The following is a 21640-nucleotide window of genomic DNA, read 5'->3' as shown; positions in this document are numbered from 1 at the left end:
TACTACGGTTGAAGAACAACGATGCTTGCGCATCGGGTTGGCGCCTACGACACTCCACCGCAAGATGCAAGGATGGAGAAGTGGATTTGAAGATGTTAACCACTTTTCTAATAATCTTGGGTACTCGACAGGGAAAAAGGGCTCTGTAAGAATGGCCTAGTTTCAACACAAGTTTGTTTTCCGCCGTGGTTCCACCGCCCTTTTTGAGCTTTGGAACTAATGAACCTCCGTGTCTTCAATCAGTGGAGATGTACCTTGAAGCCTTGTAGCGCACTTGCCTTATTCCTGCTTTCGTTCTGCTCTCAATCAATCGTTAGTGGACAGACTCAAAACGTGATTGTTTTCCCGCCACGGCCCCCGAAAGCTCTTGCTGGCAAAGCAGTTTTGCCGCCTGACACCACTTCTGATCCGGCTGCACAAAAGGCCCTAAAAGAGGTGATCGTATATACCGGCGGGGAATCTGCCTGGCAACACGTGAAGAGTTCCGAAGTCCATTTTCGCGTAGGAAGTGGAGACAGCGCCAAGGATTTCCTGCTAACCGATGACTGGCATACAGGCAACACCAAATATTTAAGAGGGATAAAAGGACAGTCGAATTCCCCTAAAGATCATGACAGTTCGTCGCAGCGGTCGTTTCAAGGTGGAGATGCGCCTGCTAATATCGCAGAACTTGATCAAGCACGCGTAATCGCGACGCACCTCCCCTCCGTTGCTGCGCAAATTGTTTTGCAGAATGAGAACTATCTTGTGCGTGAAGAGGCTGCATCACAATGTGAGGCCAGCGCTAGGCAATGTGTTGACATCTATTGGCATCGCAAAAGCGGCGATCCATATGTACTGGAACAGCTCTGGACGATTTCGACGGAAACCCACCTTCCTCTGTCTGTAAGCCTTCGACCTCCCAGCTTCTCACAGTCGACTTCAATTTCTTGGCGGAAATACGACTTCTCGGATTGGCAAGGGATCCAAGGCTTGAAAATACCATCGGTCGTATATGCCGGGCCTCCAGGATTTCCTGCCCAAAAACAAGTCTTGATCTCTTTTACTCCGAACGCCGAATACAACAAGACCAAGTTCGAAGAGGAGCTCAAGTAATGAAGTCGAAGGTTCTTTACATAATCGCACTCCTTTTCGCAGTCTTAGGAACGTCATTCTCGCAGTTTAACCAGTCAAACGCCTCCCTTGGGATACGACCGTCGGCCAGTTATGCTGGTGGGAACTTTGACCATGTTGATCTATCAAATGGTTCTCTGGTCGCGTCGATCCCATTGCTTTCTTATCAACAAAAGGGAAAGCTGGAGCCCCTCTCTTTTGCGATCAACCTGAATAGCAATGCATTTGAAGAAAAAGAGACGTGTGACATTGACAGCGGACGATGCTTTATCTATATGCAGTTGGCCCAGTTTGGTCCTGGAATTAGTTCGAGCTTGGCCCCCTCAAGCTTGCAAGCTGATGATCGGTATGACACCTTTGTCTCGGATTGCTTGGCCAATTTTTTTGGCGACGGAAATGGTCCATTCGACTGTGGCGTGGCGGTGCAGAAAGGAAGACGACATTTTCTCCTTACCGATCCGACTGGACACCAAGTGCCTATGCTTCCAGACTCTGCTAATTGGAGCCTCCTTCACGATGCAGAAGGTAAGGGCTATACATTTGTTACTGATGCAAATCCTTCGAACCCATATACCTCAGTCAATGGTTTGCGTGTCGTCTATGACAAGCACGGAAATAGATATTCGGTTCAAGCCTACGGCGATTCTTTTTATGCATCTGATCCCGAGGGGAATCAGATAACCCAAAGCACCGCCTCAAATGGCATCATCTCCTTTCAGGATTCAGTGGGGAGATCGATTACGAGTCCTGAGTCGGCCATTGAATGGGCATTTGACCAGTATGCTTATGGAACAACCCCTCCAGATACCTCTGGGTGCCCCAATCTCGGAGTGACTGGTCAAAGCCCGCTATTTTCGGTGCCATGGAGTGTACCGGGTCCCAACGGACAGCCAGTTCAATATCTGATTTGCTATACCAAGGAGCTGGTATATCACACCGGACTCTATGGAGATGAAGATCCGACAAATACCGGCGTCTGGCCTTGGTCTGGCAACTATTTTGTGAATCCTATGGACGTCCCAGTTGGAGGGGGATCGTGGTCGTTGACCGGTGCCATTAATACGATAGCCGGCGGTTTTGCAATTCAATCGATCAAGCTGCCCGATGGCACTTATTGGGGATTTGTTTACGACGCTTACGATTGTCAATGTACCGACTTGCAATCTTACGTCGCCCAGACGGGCGTGCCAATCTCCTACGGGTCTATCAAGGAGATCAGGACCCCAGCAGGCGGGAAAATCAGCTACGGTTATGGCAATATCGTTCGCTATCCAGGTTATGGATCGCCATCGGTCTTTCACGCCATAACTTCTCGAACCGTAGACGATGGGATGGGCAACGTCTCAAGTACCACGTACTCCTACGCTTCGCCAACATCGAGTTCGTTCACGACGCTGGAACACTTCAACGGCTCAGGCGATGAAATAAAACACACTTTCCAATCTGTTCGACCTGCCAACGCCTACTCAAACGCCCCTCTTTACGAGGTGGAAACTAAATATTGTCAAGGAACGTGCCAGAGTGGGACCGTTCTCAAAACAGTTGGTACAGAATACCAGTCGAATCAGCCTTATGGTGAAGAGGGCGCCTTCAATGTGCTCGCTAGTCGAGTAACTACCACGCTGAAGGGTGCATCCTCTGTCATCGATGAACTCCACTATCAACCGTTCTATACCGCGGCCGAATTGGTATGCACACCCAATGGAACTCCAACGGGCTGCACCGCCGTGTCCGGATGGAACCCAACCGTGTACTTGGGGCAAGTGCAGGAAGAAGACGTCCGCGATTCCGCGAGCAATTTATTGAAGGCTAATGTCACGAATTATTGGAGTTCAACTCATCAGTCGTACTACAACGTGAATCAACTCGATCTTGTGGCCGACACGCAAGTCCTGGATGCCGAAGGGAATGTCGTTGGGAAGACGGAATATACATACGACGACAATAACGGAAGCCCTCAGGGCGTCCTTGGCAACCAGACATCCATTAAGCGATGGCTCGACACCGCAAATACATCATTCGTAACATCAATTAAGTACAACACTGCCGGCATGCCGGTAGAGATTAAAGACTCCAATCTAAACTCGACGACCGTTACATATGACGGTACGGGACTCTACCCCCAAAAGATCCAGTCCCCTACAACGGGGACAATTACTCACATCGAAAATTATCAATATGACGGTAATACCGGAGCCCTGCAATCGTACACTGATCAGAATCAGCAGGTGACAAGCTACAGCTATGACAGCGCGGGCCGCTTGTGGAGCGTAAAAGCGCCCAACCTTGGTTCTGCATCTGGTGCGACTACGGTTTATTGCTACCCAGATGCGAAAACCATCAAGACCTATTCTGCAATGAACGCTGGGTTGACGGTGCCGTCTACCTCTACAGCGTGTCCTGCCAGTTCCGGCGCGAATGTTCAATCAGAGCTTATTGACGGACTGGGAAGAACGATTCAGATAGGTTCGGAATCGGCTGACTCGTATCAAAATACGCAGTACAACACCGAGGGGCAAATACAGCAAGTCTCCAACCCTCACACTGCGGCTGGCGCCGCCTCGGCTATATGGACTTCTTTTCAGTACGACGTTCTGGGACGTACAGTCAAGCGGGTCAACCCGGATAGCTCTGAGATTGATACGACTTTCGACGGTAGCAGTACGGTGATCGTTGATGAATCGCAACGCAAGACGAAACGGATCGTGGATTCTCTGGGTCGTCTTACGGATGTCTATGAAGACCCGGATGGCGCAAATCTTCATACCGAATATGGCTATGACGGTTTAGCTAATCTCACGTCTGTGACGCAGCATGGAAAATCCGCTGAGACAAGCCGGACGCGGAGTTTCAAATATGATTCATTTTCCCGCCTTCTCTGGTCTCACAATCCTGAAACGGGCGTGATCTGCTACGGCCATGGAGACGGCACCGAGTCAGGCTGCACGGCGGATGGTTACGACGCAAACGGCAATCTTCTCTACATGACCGATGCTCGCGGCGTTCGGACAAACTTCTTTTATGACGCATTGAATCGTTTGACACGGAAGGAGTATACAGACGGAACTCCGTGGGCTTACTTCTATTACGATCAAAGCTCAACCTGGGCGGGAACTCCTTCGAATGGCATCGGCCGGCTAACCGAGACGCTGATCGGAGCCGTCCACCAGACCGACCGGGTTTTCTCCTATGACGAGATGGGCCGTATAAGGGATATCGGTGGAAAACTTCCATCCGATCAGAACCAGCCTGGACATGGCATTCACTACCGCTACGACCTCGCCGGAAATCCGGTCACGATCGGCTACCCAAGTGGCCGCGTCGTCACCCAAAGTTTCGATTCGGCGGGAAGGCTAAAGTCGGCCACGATGACGGGGTGGGTAGCAAACGCAACCAACTTTAACTCCTTCTCTCCCACGAATGTCGATTTCCCCTACACCTACGTTAAGGGAGACTGCTCCAGCAGTACATCGATCTGCTATACGCCCGCAGGTGCAGTCAGTTCCTGGAAGGTTGGCAACGCGGGCCAGAGCTTCAGCTATAACAGCCGGTTACAGACAACACGTATCCAGGCCTCCGGTTTCAGCCAGAATTTGATGGACCGGCAGTACAGCTTCGCCCCCTCTACAACGGGGACGTGTATGACTGCCGGGAACAACGGCAACATCTGGTCGATTGTGGATGGGCTGAACGCTTACCACACGCAGACCTTCCAGTATGACTGCCTCAACCGGCTGACCTACGCTAGCCGGTCCGACGGCGCTTTTACGACGAATTTCAGTATCGACAGCTTCGGCAACAGCTCTCCTTCGGTGAACGGCACTGCCACGATGACCTTTGGCAGTGACAACCGGGTGAACAGCCTGCCCTGCGCCGCTACACAGACCGCCTTCGATGACGCGGGCAATCAACTGTGCGACGGGTTAGCCGCCTGGGGCACGTTGCACCAGTACAGCTATGACGCTGAGAGTCGGGTCTCGCAGATCAACTCCGGCAGCACCTCTCTGGCGGGATATCAATACGACACAGAAGGGAATCGCGTCCACAAGGACGCCGGTGGCGATTGGACTGAGTATGTGTATATGAACGGGCAGCCGCTCTCGGAGAAGCATAGCGACGGCTCCTGGTCCGACTACATCTATGCCAATGGCAAGAAGGTGGCCAAAGCGGATACCTTCGAGAACGAGATCCAGGTAGGTGGAGACTTCGATCCCCACGGTGTCTCCTGGATCGGCATGACGCTTCCCATCTCGATCCCCGGAGGGACTAACCCGAACACCGGCCAATCCTACGCAGTCATCCGTACCGGTGACCGTTTGGTCTGGCAGCAGGAGCAGTTCAATGCCCGCGGCGGGATGTGCCTCTTCGACTCCAATGGGAATTCCACGAGTTGGGCTTTGCATGCCCTCGATGGCGACTTGACCAATAGCTGGCACGATACTTCGGGCGCCTGGCTTACCCGTGTAGTTCCACTCGATTCCTGGGCTGGACACACTCTTACGGGAGCCTGCGTGGTGGTTGACGGAGAGACGAATTCCATCACCAATGGAAGCCGCTCGATCGTCTTGGTCAACAATGCGGCCATTCTGCGGGCAGATGGAAGTGTGTTGCCGATCTACCAGAGTGGCCAGGGGCAGCCTGGATGGCAGATCTGGCAGGGTGTGCAGTCAGGAAATGCGATTACCAACAACTTCTGGAACATAAGGAACCTGCAGGGCTTCAACACGGCGACCTATCCCAGCGTTTCAACAACGCACTACTTGGCCGATCATCTCGGATCCACCAGTATGGCTCTGACTGTGGAAGGCTGGCCGACTCAGACCTCAGAGTTCCAGCCCTATGGGCAGGAGATCAATCCGGTAGCTTCCGCAAATCACTACAAATTTACCGGCAAAGAAAGGGACGTTGAATCAGGGCTGGACTACTTCGGGGCCAGGTACTACAGCCCAACGATGGGACGGTGGATGAGCCCGGATTGGTCGGAATGGCAGGATGCGATCCCCTTTTCCAAATTGGACAATCCTCAATCATTGAACCTTTACGGCTACGTGTGGAATAACCCACTATCGAGAGTTGACGAGGACGGCCATGAAACGCTTTGTACTAACGATAGATGGGACGCCAGCACCAATACGCTTATCGCGGGAACTTGTTATTCGCTTCCAGATATTCCGACTGTTAGGCAAACCATTCGGCAATGGGTGTTCGAACGTGTAACACCCGCGAAACCGCATCAGCAGATGCCACAAATGCCTCCAAGTAAACAATTGGGGAAGGTTGACGCCCTAAAGTTTATTTATGGGGGAGCAGGTCTCATCCCAGCTAGACGAATGAAGCACATTCTGGACGGAGACGCTACAGGTGGAGGTCACCGAGCGGGTACAGGTATGCCCGGAAAGAGTGAATTCCCCGCTGAATGGAGCGATGCCAAAATCGAAGAAGTGATAGAGGATATTGCCACTGACCCGAATGCGCCACGTGTGACACAGGGGCGAGATACGGTCGTAACTGGAACGCGTGATGGAGTCGACGTCCGTGTGATTATAAGAAACGGCGAACCTTGGGCAGCATATCCAACGAATGTTCCACGGAATCCCTAGGATAGAGAACTCTATGAATCACGCAGATCAATCGACGCGCTATGAAGAATTGAGGGGGCGGCTAACAGCATTGCGCTTCCTCTTTTCTACCAACCCAGAAGCGGAGCAGGCCAGAGCATATTTCGATGAAAACATAAGGGAATACGAATTTGAGATCGCGATGCATGCACTCTGCGATTACCTCTTCGAGGTCCGTCGTCCAATATCGAGTGATGTTTTAGCAGAAATTGGCAAACTTCATGCCCTTATGGGGGTTGACGATGACTGCGTTTCCAGAATGAGTGCAATTGTCTGATGACAATAAATTTCCCGCTTGTATGGGGGGTCTGGCCCGCATCGAGTTTTCCGAAGGGGCGGCTATTTACCCAAAGAACATCTTGTGCGTCTGTCGTTATAGGCCGCCTTTTGGCGGCCTATCGGGGTGGAGTATAAAGCCTCTGCCGGACCGGTAACGGCCACCCTGATACATCTGCCAGCGCCGCTCTCATCAGCCTGGTAATCTACGCATCTCGGACTGTACAAGCCTATGCTGCGGGTGGGGAGATCACGGCGCCATGGGCCTACGGCTTTTCACCGTTCCCACGCAGATCCTGGACCCACCGATCACATCCTTGCGACCGTGCTGCATGACTCGGACCTGGTATGGCTCGCTCGGCCCTCACCGCACGGCTCTTTCATTCGCTACATCTTACCGGCTTCGTGTGGTCTACATCGTGTCCGTCCAGTTTGGTTGCTACTGCGTTTGAAGAGCACGCTGCCTACGGCATCGGAAGTGGCTGCGACACGTCACCCCCAATTGGGATCTGCAGGAATCCCGCGCGGCGGTCTTCCTGTTTACGCCGGTAAACAGCTTTAGAATCTGTTGCGTTCCGCTTTGCACGGAATGGTTCGCTTTGATGGGAGCGCTTAGGGCGCTCTGCGTAAACGAAGAATCTGCATCGGCGTAAACACGTTGATTTCGCAGAAGCTTCAGTCGTTTTGGTGAAATCGGGAGATTGACGTGTCGCACGGACGGGGGCAAGCTGTTTCTAAGGCGAGGTTCAACGATGAGCACACTCGTCAACGGCACATCGACTGTTTCCAGTCCTCCTGAAAGTACACAGGAGAAACCTGGCTTCCGCACCAAAACCATCGCCACACGGATTACTCCTGAGGAATTGCGGGAGGTCGAGGCGGCTGCCGAAAAGAGCGGCAAAACGCTCGCGGTGTGGCTGCGCGAACTTGCCCTGAATGCCGCGCGGGCGAGGCCTGCCGACCCAACGGAACTGATGCTTTCCGAGGTCCTGGCGCTCCGGTACATCCTCCTAAATCTCTTCCACGCCTCGGCCACGGCGCAGGCCGAAGGCAAGTACCTGCTCCCGGAATCCGTCGTCAAAATCCGCGATAAGGCAGAGGCTCGGAAGCTGGCAGACGCCCGGAAGCTGCTCACCGATTTCCTCGCCGGGGAGGATGAAACCGGAGGACAGAAGTGAGCGCGGAACCGATGGGTTTTCCCAGCCGGGGCCGATGGTTTCTTTGGCTAATTTTGCTCTTCGCCGTAGGTCCATTTTTGCTGATTCTTCCGGGTATGCTTTGGCTCAACTGGACCATGAATCCGGTCCAGATCCACTACCTCGGAACCTATGCCGCCTGCTCTACGTTGAGCCGTTACCCAGGAACACTGACTACCGTTCGCTACGTCGAGAAAACGGCTCCGGGACGGAAGCCGGCACCATTGTTGCCCGATGATGCGGTGAAGGGACCGGATGCGCAACATCCCATCGCTCTCAGTCCGAAAGCGCTCGCAGAAGGCTGGCGCGGTGTGATGATGATGCCGCCCGGCAAGGTTCGTGCGAGGGAGTTGGAAGCATACCTGCGGGAGACGGTTTATGACGGCGACAGCCCATGGCTGATCTACCTTCGGCCCATTCTTTATCTGACGGCAGCAGTGTTGTTTCTGTATGGCCTATGGCTCTTCTTTGGCCATAAACTTCGGGTCAGCCAGCAGCAGGAACAACGCCATGGACGCCGCACCAAGGGCCCCCAACTGATGGCGGCGCGGCGCAGCTCTCGAGATGGCGGTATCCGCTTTCAGATGGAGCGCGAGGGTACACTTGGCAGATTCCTTCCGGCTCGTGGTTTCCGCATCCCGCGCCGGCTGGACGCCAGCCACATCCTGCTGATGGGGGACACTGGCTCCGGCAAAAGTTCCGCCATCCGGCAACTGCTTCGCCAGGTTGAAGACCGCGGCGAGAGTGCCATTGTGTACGACCCGGCAATGGACTTCGTAGGTGAGTTTTACAACCCAAAGCGAGGCGATCTGATTCTGAATCCGCTTGACCGGCGATGCCCGTACTGGAGCTTGGGAAAGGAGATTGACCGGCCCGAAACGGCCACCACCATCGCCGTAGCGATGCTGCCGGAAAAGGAATATGAGAAGGCGTTTTTCACTGATGCACCGCGCCGGGTGTTGGCCCATTTGCTGAGGAACAGGCTGCAGCCAAGGGACATCCTACGAATGATGGCTGACCCTTCTTATATAGAGGCCGCAGTCAAGGGAACGCCACTGGCGGCATTGCTCGATCCGGGCGCTCCTGCGCAGCGGGCGGGGGTGCTCTCCAGCCTGAACATGGTGGCCGACAGCCTGGAGCTGTTGCCCGAGTGGGAGCACACGAGGCCGACCTTTGCGACGGCGGAATGGTATAAGGAGCGTAAACGCTGGGTCTTCCTAACCTCTTCTGCTGCCTACCGGGAGAAGGTGCTGCCGCTGCATTCGGTATGGCTCGATTTGTTCGTCTTGCGCATGATGGGCTACTGCGAAGACCCTGCGGTAAAGCCTGTCTGGTTTGTGCTGGATGAGTTGGCCAGCTTGAACAAGCTGCCGCAACTCCATACCGCTGTGACCGAGAATCGCAAGTACGGAAATCCTGTCGTCCTAGCCGTGCAGGGACGCAGCCAAATGGAGAAGCGTTACGGCCAGGATGCAGAAGCCATGCTCTCCCAGCCTGCGACGAAGATCTTTTTGAAGACCTCCGAGCCGCGTGCGGCCAAATGGGTCTCCGAAGCTATCGGCGAGATCGAGGTTGAGCGCTTGAAAGAGTCTCGAAGCATGCGGATATTTGGTTCCAGGAAGAGCTTTGCGATGGAGATTGCTACCAAGCCGCTCGTCATGGCGTCCGAGATCGCGGGACTCCTGCCGCTCACAGGTTTTATCAAGTTGGAGAATCAGGTTATCCAAGCAAGGTTCCGGCTGGCAAAGAAACACAACAAAGAGCCGGAGTTCCTGGAACGGATTAGAGAACAGCCTCTGCCGCGCAAAGTGGATGAAGTGAAGACTGCGGCTACTGTGAAGGCCCCAGAGACAAAGAAGAAGCCGGCGCAGGCGGTTTTGCCTCTGGAGGAAGTGCCTCCTATCGGGAAGCGGGAGGGGTTCAGTTGGGATGAAAGTAAGGGAATCGAATGAATTAAGTGCGGACTTGTTTTTTGCAGAGGCATTTATGCAACGATCAGAAGTTATTAGCGGGCTCATCAACTATCTTGAAGGTGCTTATGACAGAAGAACGCAAAGAAGAACTTCGGAGCATTTTGCAGCAAAAAGAGCGCAATGCGTCTCAAGCAGCTGCTTCGGTCTTGCAAATGGTACATTCCTTCCGGGAGTCACTGGACCCATCGGAGCTTTCCTTGATGATCGCTCAGCTTGCAGAGCGGTTCCGAGGTCTGGAAATGGAAACCGAGGAGGAAGCATGTGCTTATGAGATCGATAAGTATGGTGTAGAACTCCTAAATCTGGATGGACAATGGGATGTGCCCTTTTCCGGAGTTGATGCGCGTCGCAAACCGTGGGACTCTCCTACCGAGGGATCAAGCGGTAGTACCGGGCTCGGAGGATAACGAGCTTCCTCCAGCCGGACCTTCGGGAAAATCCCGGCTGCCCAGATTCGGGGCGGCAACGGCATTGCTCTTCTCTGAACAAGCAGGTGCGGTTGAGGTCGCCTTAGCGCCACTCGAAACCAAACGCCTGTTGGAGGCCTGGAGCGTTCACGAGCTTTCGATCGAGGCTTCAGATACTGAAGTCTCGAAAGCTCTCGACTTCCTTATGGAAAAGGCATACACCCAAGCACCTCATTTAATCCTTGAGGTGCCTATTGCCTTCTCTGGACGGGCAGCGATAGTGCCTGATGTCCAAAATTTCCCCCCCTCGAAATCTCTGAAGTAGGAGCTACGTTAATGAAGGCGCGCAATCCCCGCAGACAAAACTTAGCACGGCTCGCATGGGCCAACAATATGATGCGCTGGCATGTCGAAATCTGCGATGTGGCAGAAAGCCTTCAATCGCCTCAACGTGAAGAGTTTCAGAACTGGGACGCAAACCGGCCTCGCAACGTAGCAACGAGCGATTGGCCTGGTTTCCGCATTCTTGTTCGAAAAAGGCCCTCGCTTCGTCGATACTTGTCCAGCTAGCTTCTTGTTGGGACGTAGAAACGTGATTCGGGCGAGGCTTTCTCACTATGCTGACGCTCTCCAAGCCGCTGTCAGCCGGACAGGTACGCACGTACCATGAGCGAGAGTTTGCGTCCGAGCGGCAGAACTACTGGAGCCGGGACCAGCAGGGGCACAGCGAGTGGTTGGGTAAGCTTGCCAATCAGTGGGGACTGCAAGGTGAGGTCGGTTCTGAGCACTTCGCGAGGTTGACCGAAGGCCAACATCCGTTCACCGAGGCGCAACTTGTGCGCCATCAAGTGTCCCGGACTTACGAGGGCAAGAACGGTAAAGAAGTCACGAGCGTCGAGCACCGTGCTGGATGGGATGCAACTTTCTCTGCTCCGAAGTCAGTTTCTTTGACTGCGCTTGTGGGTGGGGATAATCGTGTTCGGGTTGCGCACCGCGAGAGTGTGCGCGTAGCTCTGGAGGAACTGGAGCGGTACACCCAGGCGCGGATTGGGAACGTCCATGCACCGGAGACGACGGGCAGGTTTGTTGCCGCGACCTTCGAACACGATACCGCCCGGCCCGTGGACGGCTACGCCGCACCGCAACTCCACACCCACGCGGTCATCTTCAATGTCACCGAGCGCGACAATGGACAGACACGCTCCGTTCAATCCCACGAGCTGTACGCCTCGCAACACTACGCCACATCGATCTACCGAGCGGAACTGGCGTCTCGGTTGCAGAGGCTGGGCTACGAGATTGAACCAGGTAAGTACGGGCAGCCGGAGATCAAAGGCTATACGAAGGAGTATCTCGAAGCCTCAAGCCCGCGCCGCGAACAAATCAAGGATCATCTCCGCGAGCAGGGACTCGATGGAGCAGGAGCCGCACAGGTGGCGGCACATCACACGCGTGACAGCAAGGAACTGCTGTCGCCTGACGAGGTACTGCGACAGCATCGTGAACTGGCTGCGCAGTATGGTGATCAGGCGGATCGTGTTATTGCTCAGGCTAAGGCACATGAGCAGCGCCAAAGTTATGAGCCGGAGAACGCAGCTCAGCGGGCAGTGACGTACGCCCGCGATCACCTGTTCGAGAAGTCTGCTGTTCAGGACCGGCGCGCTCTCTATGAAACCGCCCTACAGCGTGGCATGGGTGAAGTAACGTACAGCCAAGTGCGGCGAGAGATCGAGCGGAGGTTCGAGTCCGGCGAGTTTCGACAGGCCCCGGAATCCGTGCGTGGCCCGGAGATCACCACCGCTGAGATGATCCGCACGGAAAAAGAGATCGTCAGCATCCTTCATCGGAGCAATGAACAGAACCGTCCTATGCTGCTGGAGGGCCGCGAGCGGTTCGATACGATTGACTGCCATCCCGAACTGAATACTTCCCAGCGTCAGGCCGTGGAGGAGATCTTTGCGGCGCGGGAGAAGATCGTAGGCATGGACGGCGTTGCCGGCGCGGGTAAGACCACGACGCTCGCGGTTGTGCGCGAAGGCGCAGAACGTGAGGGCTATACCTTGGAGGGTTTCGCGCCTACGTCTCGATCAGCGCAGAAGCTGGGCGAAGCCGGAATTGAGACTTCCACCTTGCAAATGCATTTGGCGCGTGGGCAGAAGCCTGACACCGGCGAGAGACGTCTGTACGTGCTAGACGAATCTTCCCTGGCTTCCACCAAGCAGATGCACGAGTTCCTAACTCGCCTGCATCCCAACGACCGGGTTCTGCTGGTGGGCGATCGCAGGCAGCATGAAGCGGTACAGGCCGGAAGGCCGTTTGCGCAGTTGCAGCAGGCGGGGATGAAGACTATCTCGCTCGATCAGATTGTGCGCCAGAAAGATCCGGAACTGCGCCATGTGGTTGAGCAACTCGCGCGTGGAGAGGTTGGCGCTGCGGTCAAGAAGCTAGACGAGCAGGGCCGCGTGCATGAGTTCAAAGGCCGCGAGGAGCGGATCGGCGCCATCGCGAAGGAGTATGCAAAGACTTCCGAGAGCACGTTGGTGGTCTCGCCTGACAACCGCTCCCGCACGGAGATCAATGGCCGTATCCATGCCGAGCTGCAACAGCGTGGCATTGTGAACCTAGAAGAACACCGGATGCGGACGCTGGTGCCGCGCCAGGACCTTACCGGAGCCGCCCGCACCTGGGCAGAAAAGTATGAGGTCGGCGATGTTTTGCGTTACAGCCGAGGCTCGAAGGAAACCGGAATCCGGAAAGGCGAATACGCTCGCGTGATCTGCATCGATGCTGCGCGCAACCGGATCACGGTTTCGTTATTCGATGGCCGGAATCAGAGCTATGATCCGCGCCGCCAGCAGGGTGTGTCGGTCTACCGCGAGGAGGAGCGGGCGTTCTCCGTAGGGGATCGCATCCAGTTCACTGCGCCTGACAACGATCTAAAGATCGCCAACCGCGAAATGGGCACAGTAGAGCGGATCAACGAAGGCCGGATGAGCTTACGGATGGACGGTGGTCGCTCCATGGAGATCGACCCGGTACGCAATCCACATCTAGATCATGGTTATGCGGTCACCAGCCACTCCAGCCAGGGACAGACCGCAGAGCGAGTGCTAGTCCACGTTGATACCGAGCTCGGAGCCAAAGACCTGCTTAATAACCGCATGGCCTATGTGGCCGTTTCACGAGGAGCGCACGACGCGCAAATATTTACCAACGACCGCGAAAAACTACCCGCCGCGCTCGGCCACGAAGTTTCACACCAGAGCGCCCATACGCCTAAAGTCAACTTGGAAAATGGCTTGGCGGCGCAGCCGGAGGCTAGGCAGCAAAAGGAATACGGCCACGGCATTTCAATGTAGCCGCATGACGATTTATGCGAAGACACTGGGATCATCTTGGGCATGCCTCATGCGGGAGGCTCCTACTCACACGCCTTTGGTGAAGTCCGATATCGTCATTTCGAAACTGATCGCGAGCGTCTCTACTGTTCGGATTGAGGGTGTTTTGTGGCCGTTTTCTAGCTGACTTATGTAGATTTTGCCAATCCCAGAAAGCTCCGATAGGTACGCCTGACTCCAGCCGCGCTTATCCCGCAGTTCTCGAATTCTTCTTCCGAGTCGGATGGAAACATCAATTGCCACCTCTCTAGTTTTGAGGTTATGCTAAAGGCTAAGTTAGCCTATCGGATAACTCGTGCGGTCCCTATTGCCATCACGTGTTCCTTCGATGGGAAGCACGATGGCTCGAAACCGATTCAAATCGCCTACTCCATGCAGTTGTTGGTGAAACGAGGACATTGTGATTCCAAAAGATGCCGCATACTTCTCGGGGTCGATGGTGGGAATCGCTCAGGCAAAGAGCGTTCGTTCGGACGAAAGCGCAGCCGTAGGAAGTGTGCCTCTCACGAGCGAAAGAGAATCGCCAGTCTCCGACGAAATGTCAGACGAAGCTCTTGTTGGTCAGATGGCTAACGGCGCGAGAGCCGCACTTGCTCTGCTGCTAAGAAGGCATGGACGAGCGGTCTATAACGTTGCGCGGCGAATTCTAAAGGATGAATCTGAAGCTGAAGATTTGCGTCAGGATATATTCATTTACATTTTTCAGAAGGCCTCACGATTCGATTGCAGTAAGGGAACGGCAGCGTCCTGGATTATCCAGATGGCATACCACCGCGCCATCGACAGACGCCGCTACTTGCAGTCGCGGTGTTATTACGACCGGCAGGAGCTCCTTGAAGACAGGACATTTGTGAACCCTTGCCCCAATCTTGGTGACACGGTTGACGGTCATGCCCTATTGACTAAACTGCGTGACGAATTGACTGCAGAACAGGTACGGGTGATAGAGCTTCATTTCTTTGAAGGCTACTCGTTCCGAGAGATCGCGGAGAATATTGGCCAAAATTACGGCAATGTTCGGAGTCTCTATTACCGGGGCATTCAACGATTGCGCAATCACATATTTCGAGGGAAGCCGCCGCAAAGTGAGAGAACTGGTAGACAATAGCCACATCGGAGAGCAGAGCCGATGAACACCCAATGGCATGACGAGTTCGTTGGCCTCTGTGCCCTCTATCCGTCTGGTGAACTTACCGAGGAAGAGTGGGCGCTATTACAGGTGCACCTCGCCTATTGTGAGTCCTGCCAAGAGCTTTTTGCCGAATATCGGCAAATCGCAGACGAGGTTGTACCCGCGATGGCTGCGGCCGCTGCGGAGGACGAGAGCGAATGGTCTGAGGCGCTCAGTGCTGCGGAAAAGCGATTGATGGGTGCATTGGATACGTGTCAATCTTCTTCAACAAAGAGAGTCCCTCCCAGATACTTCAAGATGGTGTCGTCTTTGGCGATCGCCGCTGGGATCGCGGGCATAGGATGGCTCGGATTTCATTTCGCGGCAGAGAAGCACCCGTCGACGTTTCCTACGAACGTCGCGACGGTGCGGCAGGATGCGTCTCCCGTGATCAGACCGACTCCTCCGGACCTAAGACCTCAACTTCAGACGGCGCAGAAAGAGATCACCGATCTGCGTGCCGCCTTGGACAATGCCACCAAAGAGGGTAATCAGGCGAATAGACACCTAACTAAAATTCGCGAACATCTGCAGGTTGAGCAAAAGGAAAGACAGAGAATCAGCGGCGAAAGAGACGCAATGGACCGGCAACTCGCAGCCGCACTTCAACAAGTAGAGTCTCTCCGGGAAAAAACCACATCAACCGCGAACGAGTCTAGACAGTACCAATTACGGCTCACCATTCTCGAAGCCCGGCTCAATGAGCTTTCCGGGGTGCTGGAAGAGAAGGAGAGGACGTTGGCTTTTGATAGAGAGCTGCTGGCGCGTGATCGCGATATCCGCGAGTTAATTGGCGCGCGGGACCTTTACATTGCCGACATTTTGGACGTCACGCAGACCGGAAAGACTTCCAGACCTTTCGGACGCATCTTCTATACGAAAGATAAATCCCTAGTTTTCTATGGGTACGACTTGGACAAACAGCCAGGGCTCAAACGAACGGTCGCTTTCCAGGCTTGGGGAAATGTGGACGAACAGCAAAATGTCAGCCTAGGCCTGTTCTATCAGGAGGATACGAAGAAAAGATGGGTGCTGCGTTTCAACGACACGAAGACCCTGGCCCATCTGAATAAAGTTTTTGTAACGGCAGAGCCACTAGGAGGTAGTACCAAGCCTACCGGCAAACCCCTGCTGATGGCCGACTTGCAGATACAGCCTAATCACCCTTAAATCTGCATCTGAAAGTTCCGTTAAGAGATGATGACCGGTGAACGGCGTACCGGGTTAATACCGAGTGGTACTGAATACAGCGATGTCTTTGAGGACCCCTTATGGAGATTTCCTTACCACATTTTCCCGATCCGATAGCGTTTCGCTTCTTCGCTGACTTCGATATCCAAATTCAACCGAAGGAGATGGCTGAATTCACGATGAGGCAGAAAATTCTCCTACAGGCAATTGCATCGTCCCCGCCAACGCTGCGACGTATCGCTCGCATGGCATTGGAAACAGACCTTTCAGGGATCACGGGCGAGCATTTGAGCGAACTGTTTGAGGGCCCTTCCAGCGAAGAAATATTGGAGTGTGTCTTGCCATGTCTTTCTGATGTCGACAAGGCCTATTGGTCCGGGCTAGGGGATGGGCTCGACGACGATCCCCGCCACGACGAGATCGTATCGGTATTTCTTACCTTTAAAGTAACGCTGCGACGAGCTGGCCTAGAGGAATTGTCCGCCGGGCCTGAACTGATCAAGAAAAATGTGGGGCCAACTCTAGACGCGCGCAATCTTTAGAGACCTGTCCTCTCCCATCACAGGCTGTCAAGAAACTTCATCAATGCGGCGTCGTCCCGCCATCTCCTCTTGCCTTGTTTGGGACTGAGCTTGTTGAGTTGAGCCCGAAACCGTTCTGGGGTCAAACGTAGATAACGTTCCGCCACGCTCAGGTCGCTTTGCCCTAGGTAAGCGGAAAGCGCAGGGATCATTCGCCCCATGTCCGCTCCGTGTCTAAACCATGCTGTCAACCTATGGACAGCAAATGTGTATCGCAGGTCCTGTATTCGTGGCTGGTATTGTGCTCCATCGCAACGAGCAATGCCGGCCTTCTTGCGCACCCTTCGGAAAGTCTTGTTCGCCGTGCCCGCTTTAATCTGGGATCCATCTTTAGTCAAAAAGAATTGCGGGGCTCTCATCGCATTCTTTAGGTGATGCGTTCGACGGTATCTCAGCAGAATGTCATAGAGATCGGGACCGATCGGAATCTCTCGCACGCGACGGCATAAGCTACTGCGGAGGGTGACTCGCCTCCTGCGAAAGTCCACATCACGGCGTTCCAGTTGAACCGCTTCGCTGAGCCCCGCGCCGGTTCCATAGAGAAACAGAAGCAAGGTGCGAAAGGTGTGAGCGCCGATTGCGGAGTTCATTCCTCGTTGAGTGAATCCCGCCGCTATCAACAGTCGGTGTAGTTCAGTCCGCGAGAAGACATGGGGGACAAACGTCTGTACTGGAAAACGCCTTGATGGAGGCAGCGGCAACCCATAAATCTCATTGCGTACTTTCCAGTAACAGAAGAACTGGCGCAGTACGCAATACTTGTTGTACCAGGTAGCTGCGGCGGTCATAGGGCCATCGAGAAAGGGAGCAACATCGTTGACACAGATTCGAGCCAAGGGCACATCACCAATGTGACGGTAGAGGGAACGCAGGCTCTGCGCGCCTTTCTCCCAGGGCGTACCTTCGGCTTGCCTGGCTTCGATATAGGTTTTGATTCCCTCTTGGAGTTTCATTGCAACCCAGCAAGGCGGAATGCGGCAACCTTCCGAAGAGCAGCGATATCGCATTTCGCATAGATGCCAACAGATCTTGTGTCGCGATGTCCTAGGAAGTCAGCAATTTCTTTAAGGGACGAGCCCTTCTTGAGCAGCCGGGTTGCACATGCGTGACGTAAAGCGTGAGGGCCACGATGATCGAGCTCTATTCCAAGTATCCGCAACCGCTTCGCCACGGTCCTCCAAACAGTAGTATGCAGAAGCGGTCCCCAAGGGCGTCGTTCTCCAAGGAAGACGTGCCGGTTCTCGACTTGTGGTCGGGCATATTGAAGGTATTTCAGAATCGCCTCTCCCACTTCGTACTGAATCGGATATTGTTGCGTGCCGGCGTGCTTGGAGCGCCGAACTGTGAATACTTCGCTCCGCCAATCAAAGTCCTCCAGACGCAGGTGAATGACCTCGCCGCTGCGGAGCCCATAAACGGTGAACAGCAGCAGAAGAGCCTTGGCTCGAAGATGCTCAGGTTCGCATCCTTCTGCTAGCTTTATGATTTGTCGAACTTGCGGCCAAGTGGGCCCAACGGGATACGGTTTGTCTTTCGGGATACGCGGAATTCGGATGGCTAACGCGAGATTCGGTGCGGACCAGCCGCGCGTCTCGGCAAAACGGAAGAAACTTCGCAATGCCTGACATTGGTTGCCGATACCTCGGGGGGTCCATCCTTCAACACGCTTTGCAAGGATGAACTTGTCAATATCGGCCACAGACACCGCTTCTAAGTCTCCACCCTGCGCTGCCAACCACGTCAAGAATGCCTGAGCCCGATTGGAATAGCCCCGAACGGTTGCTTCGGCGAGACCATAGTTGACTTGTAGCGAGTGCGAGAATGCTTGCGTTTGTTCGAGGAAGGGAGGAACAGATGGAAGGGCCAATTTGCCATGGAACCGAAGCCACGCGCGGACGAACTTGATAAAAGATCGCGGGGACCGATGGTTGCAGTGTCCAGGATGTCGAAATGGGCCCTGATATTCAGCCCAGACTTCCGCAGCGTGTTTAATCTCATCTTCGTAAACCACACGAAGCTCATGCAGTCCGAGAATGCGGACAAGCTGGAGCATGTAGGCTGCTGAGGTGGTCAATGCTCGGTGGGTGTAACCCTTTTCGAGCATATGCCTCAGATATTGCTCCCGCGCCAAGCGCAACGGCGCCTGGCGATGCCTTTCAATGACTCTGGGCCTTCGATAAATCTGCTCAAACATTCTTCCTCCTCATTCGCTGCTTCGAGCGCTTCGTCTCGCCGGAGAGGCGATCTTTGTCACTTGCGGTAGAAGCACCTGCATTGAGGCTGCGATTATGGCCGGAGTCATCTGACAATTGAGATAGGAATTTCATGAGCGCGGGGTCATCGCGCCATCTCTTTATGCCACGCTGTGGACTCAGCTTGATGAGCTGAGCATGAAAGCGTTCCGGTGTGAGCGACAAGTACTTTTCGGTTGTTCTGAGGCCCACTAGTCCCATATAGACCGAGAGCGCCGGCAGCATGCGATTCAGGTCAGCGCCATGCTTCATCCACGCAGCAATCCGATGTACCGCGAAGGTGTGCCGCAAATCATAGATGCGCGGTTGATAACTAGCATCGTCGCGCCGACAAATCCCTGCAATTCGGCGCAGCCTCTTGAATGAACGCTCGACGGTAGCAATGCTAAGGGCTTCCCCTCTCATGTTCAGGAAAAAGTGCTTGTTGGTTGCGCCTCTTCGTCGCTTTGAGGCCGAATATTTTCCCAGTACGGTCTTTAGATGCGGACCGATCGGAATAGCCCGCACGCGATTGAAGCGATCATGACGGATCGTGATTACCCCCTTCTTAAAGTCAATATCCTCGCCTAGTAGCCGAACGGCCTCCCCAATGAGAGCTCCTGTTCCATAGATAAAGATCAAGACGGTGCGAAGCGTGATGGGGTCTATGCAACATCGGGCGGCCTTCTGACATCCTCGCGTCGTCTTCAACAGGGCACGGATTTCCGATTGAGTGTAGATATATGGGCTAAATGGTTTCTGCTTGATTATTTTCTTGACCGGCATCGGAGGGGCACTGATCTCACTGCGGGCGAGCCAGTAATCGAAGAACCGTCGAAGCAGCCGATACTTTGCGTCCCAAGTCCCTGCAGAAGTCTTGGGGGTATTCAGAAACTCCATCACTTCGTGGACGGTGATGCATTGGAGGGGAACATCTCCAACCTGCTTACCTAGGGCGACAAGATACCAAGCGGACCAGCCATAGGAAAGCCCTTCTGAGCGCTTTCGATCTATATAAGTGCCCAAGGCCTCAATAAAGTTCACAGTATCCCTGCCAGACTAAAGGCTGCCACTTTGCGTAAGGATCGTTGGTCGTATTTCGCATAAATCGCCACGGATTTGGTAGTTCGATGGCCAAGAAAATCAGCGATCTCCTTCAGTGAGCTACCTCTCTTTAGTAGATAGGTCGCGCATGCATGGCGGAGCGAATGAGGCCCGCGATGTTCCGCCTGGATGCCTAGGTTCTTGATCCGCTTGCTGACGATGTCCCACATTGCTCCACTCGTCAAGGGGCGATACGGGGGCAACAATGTGAGAAAAATAAATCTGCAGGCACATTGCGGCCGCCCATGTTGAAGATAGTCGAGGATGGCTTCGCCAACCTCATACTGGATCGGGAATTGTTGGATGCCGCCGCGTTTGGCTCGGTGAACACAGAAAGTCTCATTCCGCCAATCGAAGTCACCTATGCGTAACCGCGCCACTTCGCTGGCACGGAGCCCGTAAATCGAATACAAAAGCAGCAGGGCCCGTGAACGCAATTCTGCGGAAGTTCTCCCCTTGATTGAGCGAATGAGCCGGCGGACGTTCGCCCAACTCGGGCCCTTGGGAACTTCCACGTATTGAGGGATCGGTGGGCCCACAATACCCCGCCAGATTCTTGGGGAGCACAAACCTCTCTCTTCGGCGAAGATAAAAAAGGCGCGTAGTGAGATGCAGTGACTTGTCAGCGTCGAGAGACGCCATCCTGCCTTATGGTTGCTAGCCAGAAAGTCATCTACGTCTCTCAAAGAAACGGATGGAAGGTCTCTGAAGCGCTCCGACGCCCATCGCAGGAAAATCTGCGTTCGTTGTACGTAGGTTTTTATAGTGATAGAAGCCAGTCCACGTAATTGAAGTGCATTTCTGAATTCGGCGAGATGCGAATCGAAGTGCCCCGATGACTTGGCCGGAATCGCCAGGAACCCTTTAAAGAGCATCCATTGCCGAGCAATCTTTGTAAAAATCCTCGGAGAAGTTTCTGGGCGGTGGCCTCTCCGTTCAGGTCCTCTGTCGCTGGCCCAGCGCGCCCCAGCTTCTTCAATCTCGGCGAGTTTGACGGGGCGCAAATTGGTAAGTTCCATGATGTGGACGATGTGGATCAGGTAAGCTGCGACAGATCGAACATGATTCGCATCTCGGCCAATCCGCAGCAAATGGGTCAGATATTCCTCGCGTTCCTTCAGCAGTGGTGCGGAACGGTGACGTCGCTGAAAACTCGGAAAGACTGAAACGCTCTCAATCAAGGTTCACCCCTCTGAATCCCAATTTCAACTAGCCCTTCGGCTGAGCCCGCGTCGAGTCGTTGTCGAGTTCAACGGTTCGACCACATTCGATCTGCCTACAAACTCCCCAATGGCTGAAGACTTTGCCTGTCTCAAATGGGATGGAGACAGAAAGGGTCCGACATCCAGGCAAAGCTGAAAGCCCGAATTCCGCAAGAGAA

At 54.2% G+C, this 21640-nt stretch carries 15 protein-coding genes; 10 read left to right on the top strand and 5 right to left on the bottom strand.

What is annotated here, in order from left to right; translation table 11 throughout:
* Window positions 1-219 precede the first annotated feature (219 nt).
* From OHL21_RS13740 to mobF, 7 genes are all read left to right on the top strand, one after another.
* Window positions 220-1095: a hypothetical protein gene (locus OHL21_RS13740; RefSeq protein ID WP_263417853.1), complete on the top strand. Its 876-nt coding sequence runs from the start codon at window positions 220-222 to the stop codon at window positions 1093-1095.
* Window positions 1096-2708: 1613 nt separating this feature from the next.
* Window positions 2709-6713 (top strand): RHS repeat-associated core domain-containing protein, encoded by a 4005-nt coding sequence (locus tag OHL21_RS13735; RefSeq protein WP_263417852.1) that lies wholly within the window; start codon window positions 2709-2711, stop codon window positions 6711-6713.
* Between the two features lie 13 nt (window positions 6714-6726).
* On the top strand, window positions 6727-7008 hold the full coding sequence (locus OHL21_RS13730) for a hypothetical protein (protein ID WP_263417851.1): 282 nt from the start codon (window positions 6727-6729) through the stop codon (window positions 7006-7008).
* Window positions 7009-7759: 751 nt separating this feature from the next.
* Window positions 7760-8185 carry a plasmid mobilization protein gene (locus OHL21_RS13725; RefSeq protein WP_263417850.1) on the top strand — a complete coding sequence of 142 codons (426 nt, stop codon included), beginning with the start codon at window positions 7760-7762 and terminating at the stop codon, window positions 8183-8185.
* A gap of 77 nt (window positions 8186-8262) precedes the next feature.
* Window positions 8263-10155 carry a type IV secretion system DNA-binding domain-containing protein gene (locus OHL21_RS13720; RefSeq protein ID WP_263417849.1) on the top strand — a complete coding sequence of 631 codons (1893 nt, stop codon included), beginning with the start codon at window positions 8263-8265 and terminating at the stop codon, window positions 10153-10155.
* An 86-nt stretch (window positions 10156-10241) separates the two neighbouring features.
* Window positions 10242-10583: a hypothetical protein gene (locus tag OHL21_RS13715; RefSeq protein ID WP_263417848.1), complete on the top strand. Its 342-nt coding sequence runs from the start codon at window positions 10242-10244 to the stop codon at window positions 10581-10583.
* A gap of 617 nt (window positions 10584-11200) precedes the next feature.
* Complete coding sequence (mobF, locus tag OHL21_RS13710) at window positions 11201-13942, top strand: MobF family relaxase (RefSeq protein ID WP_263417847.1); 2742 nt, start codon at window positions 11201-11203, stop codon at window positions 13940-13942.
* Window positions 13943-14008: 66 nt separating this feature from the next.
* Here the strand turns inward: mobF and OHL21_RS24485 are convergent, their stop codons facing one another.
* Window positions 14009-14224, bottom strand: coding sequence for a helix-turn-helix domain-containing protein (locus OHL21_RS24485; RefSeq protein WP_399258430.1), 216 nt, complete (start codon window positions 14222-14224; stop codon window positions 14009-14011).
* A gap of 157 nt (window positions 14225-14381) precedes the next feature.
* On the opposite strand from OHL21_RS24485, the gene OHL21_RS13705 reads away from it, so the two are divergent.
* The 3 genes from OHL21_RS13705 (at window position 14382) to OHL21_RS13695 (ending at window position 16885) form a co-directional block, all read left to right on the top strand.
* Window positions 14382-15089 (top strand): RNA polymerase sigma factor, encoded by a 708-nt coding sequence (locus tag OHL21_RS13705; RefSeq protein WP_263417846.1) that lies wholly within the window; start codon window positions 14382-14384, stop codon window positions 15087-15089.
* Window positions 15090-15110: 21 nt separating this feature from the next.
* The gene (locus OHL21_RS13700; protein ID WP_263417845.1) at window positions 15111-16322 is read left to right on the top strand and encodes an anti-sigma factor; all 1212 of its coding nucleotides are present in this window, start codon (window positions 15111-15113) and stop codon (window positions 16320-16322) included.
* A 101-nt stretch (window positions 16323-16423) separates the two neighbouring features.
* Window positions 16424-16885 carry a hypothetical protein gene (locus OHL21_RS13695; RefSeq protein ID WP_263417844.1) on the top strand — a complete coding sequence of 154 codons (462 nt, stop codon included), beginning with the start codon at window positions 16424-16426 and terminating at the stop codon, window positions 16883-16885.
* A gap of 17 nt (window positions 16886-16902) precedes the next feature.
* On the opposite strand, the gene OHL21_RS13690 is transcribed toward OHL21_RS13695, so the two are convergent.
* Genes OHL21_RS13690 through OHL21_RS13675 form a run of 4 tightly spaced genes read right to left on the bottom strand, consistent with a single transcriptional unit; the run spans window position 16903 to window position 21440 of the window.
* The gene (locus OHL21_RS13690) at window positions 16903-17877 is read right to left on the bottom strand and encodes a tyrosine-type recombinase/integrase (RefSeq protein ID WP_263417843.1); all 975 of its coding nucleotides are present in this window, start codon (window positions 17875-17877) and stop codon (window positions 16903-16905) included.
* Window positions 17874-19118, bottom strand: a complete 1245-nt coding sequence (locus OHL21_RS13685) for a site-specific integrase (protein WP_263417842.1) — start codon at window positions 19116-19118, stop codon at window positions 17874-17876. The genes OHL21_RS13690 and OHL21_RS13685 overlap by 4 nt, the downstream gene beginning before the upstream one ends.
* Complete coding sequence (locus tag OHL21_RS13680) at window positions 19111-20199, bottom strand: tyrosine-type recombinase/integrase (protein WP_263417841.1); 1089 nt, start codon at window positions 20197-20199, stop codon at window positions 19111-19113. The genes OHL21_RS13685 and OHL21_RS13680 overlap by 8 nt, the downstream gene beginning before the upstream one ends.
* Window positions 20196-21440, bottom strand: coding sequence for a site-specific integrase (locus OHL21_RS13675; protein ID WP_263417840.1), 1245 nt, complete (start codon window positions 21438-21440; stop codon window positions 20196-20198). The genes OHL21_RS13680 and OHL21_RS13675 overlap by 4 nt, the downstream gene beginning before the upstream one ends.
* Between the last annotated feature and the right edge of the window lie 200 nt (window positions 21441-21640).

This window comes from Terriglobus albidus (assembly GCF_025685425.1).
GTDB lineage: Bacteria > Acidobacteriota > Terriglobia > Terriglobales > Acidobacteriaceae > Terriglobus > Terriglobus albidus.
Note: the sequence above shows the minus strand (reverse complement) of the source record. Positions and strands in the feature narration are given on the sequence as shown.

Excerpts from the sequence above, each read along its gene's own strand:
- OHL21_RS13740 (WP_263417853.1), top strand. The coding sequence starts at position 220 with ATGAACCTCCGTGTCTTCAATCAGTGGAGATGTACCTTGAAGCCTTGT.
- OHL21_RS13730 (WP_263417851.1), top strand. The coding sequence starts at position 6,727 with ATGAATCACGCAGATCAATCGACGCGCTATGAAGAATTGAGGGGGCGG.
- OHL21_RS13725 (WP_263417850.1), top strand. The coding sequence starts at position 7,760 with ATGAGCACACTCGTCAACGGCACATCGACTGTTTCCAGTCCTCCTGAA.
- OHL21_RS13715 (WP_263417848.1), top strand. The coding sequence starts at position 10,242 with ATGACAGAAGAACGCAAAGAAGAACTTCGGAGCATTTTGCAGCAAAAA.
- mobF (WP_263417847.1), top strand. The coding sequence starts at position 11,201 with ATGCTGACGCTCTCCAAGCCGCTGTCAGCCGGACAGGTACGCACGTAC.
- OHL21_RS13700 (WP_263417845.1), top strand. The coding sequence starts at position 15,111 with ATGAACACCCAATGGCATGACGAGTTCGTTGGCCTCTGTGCCCTCTAT.
- OHL21_RS13695 (WP_263417844.1), top strand. The coding sequence starts at position 16,424 with ATGGAGATTTCCTTACCACATTTTCCCGATCCGATAGCGTTTCGCTTC.
- OHL21_RS13690 (WP_263417843.1), bottom strand. The coding sequence starts at position 17,877 with ATGAAACTCCAAGAGGGAATCAAAACCTATATCGAAGCCAGGCAAGCC.
- OHL21_RS13685 (WP_263417842.1), bottom strand. The coding sequence starts at position 19,118 with ATGTTTGAGCAGATTTATCGAAGGCCCAGAGTCATTGAAAGGCATCGC.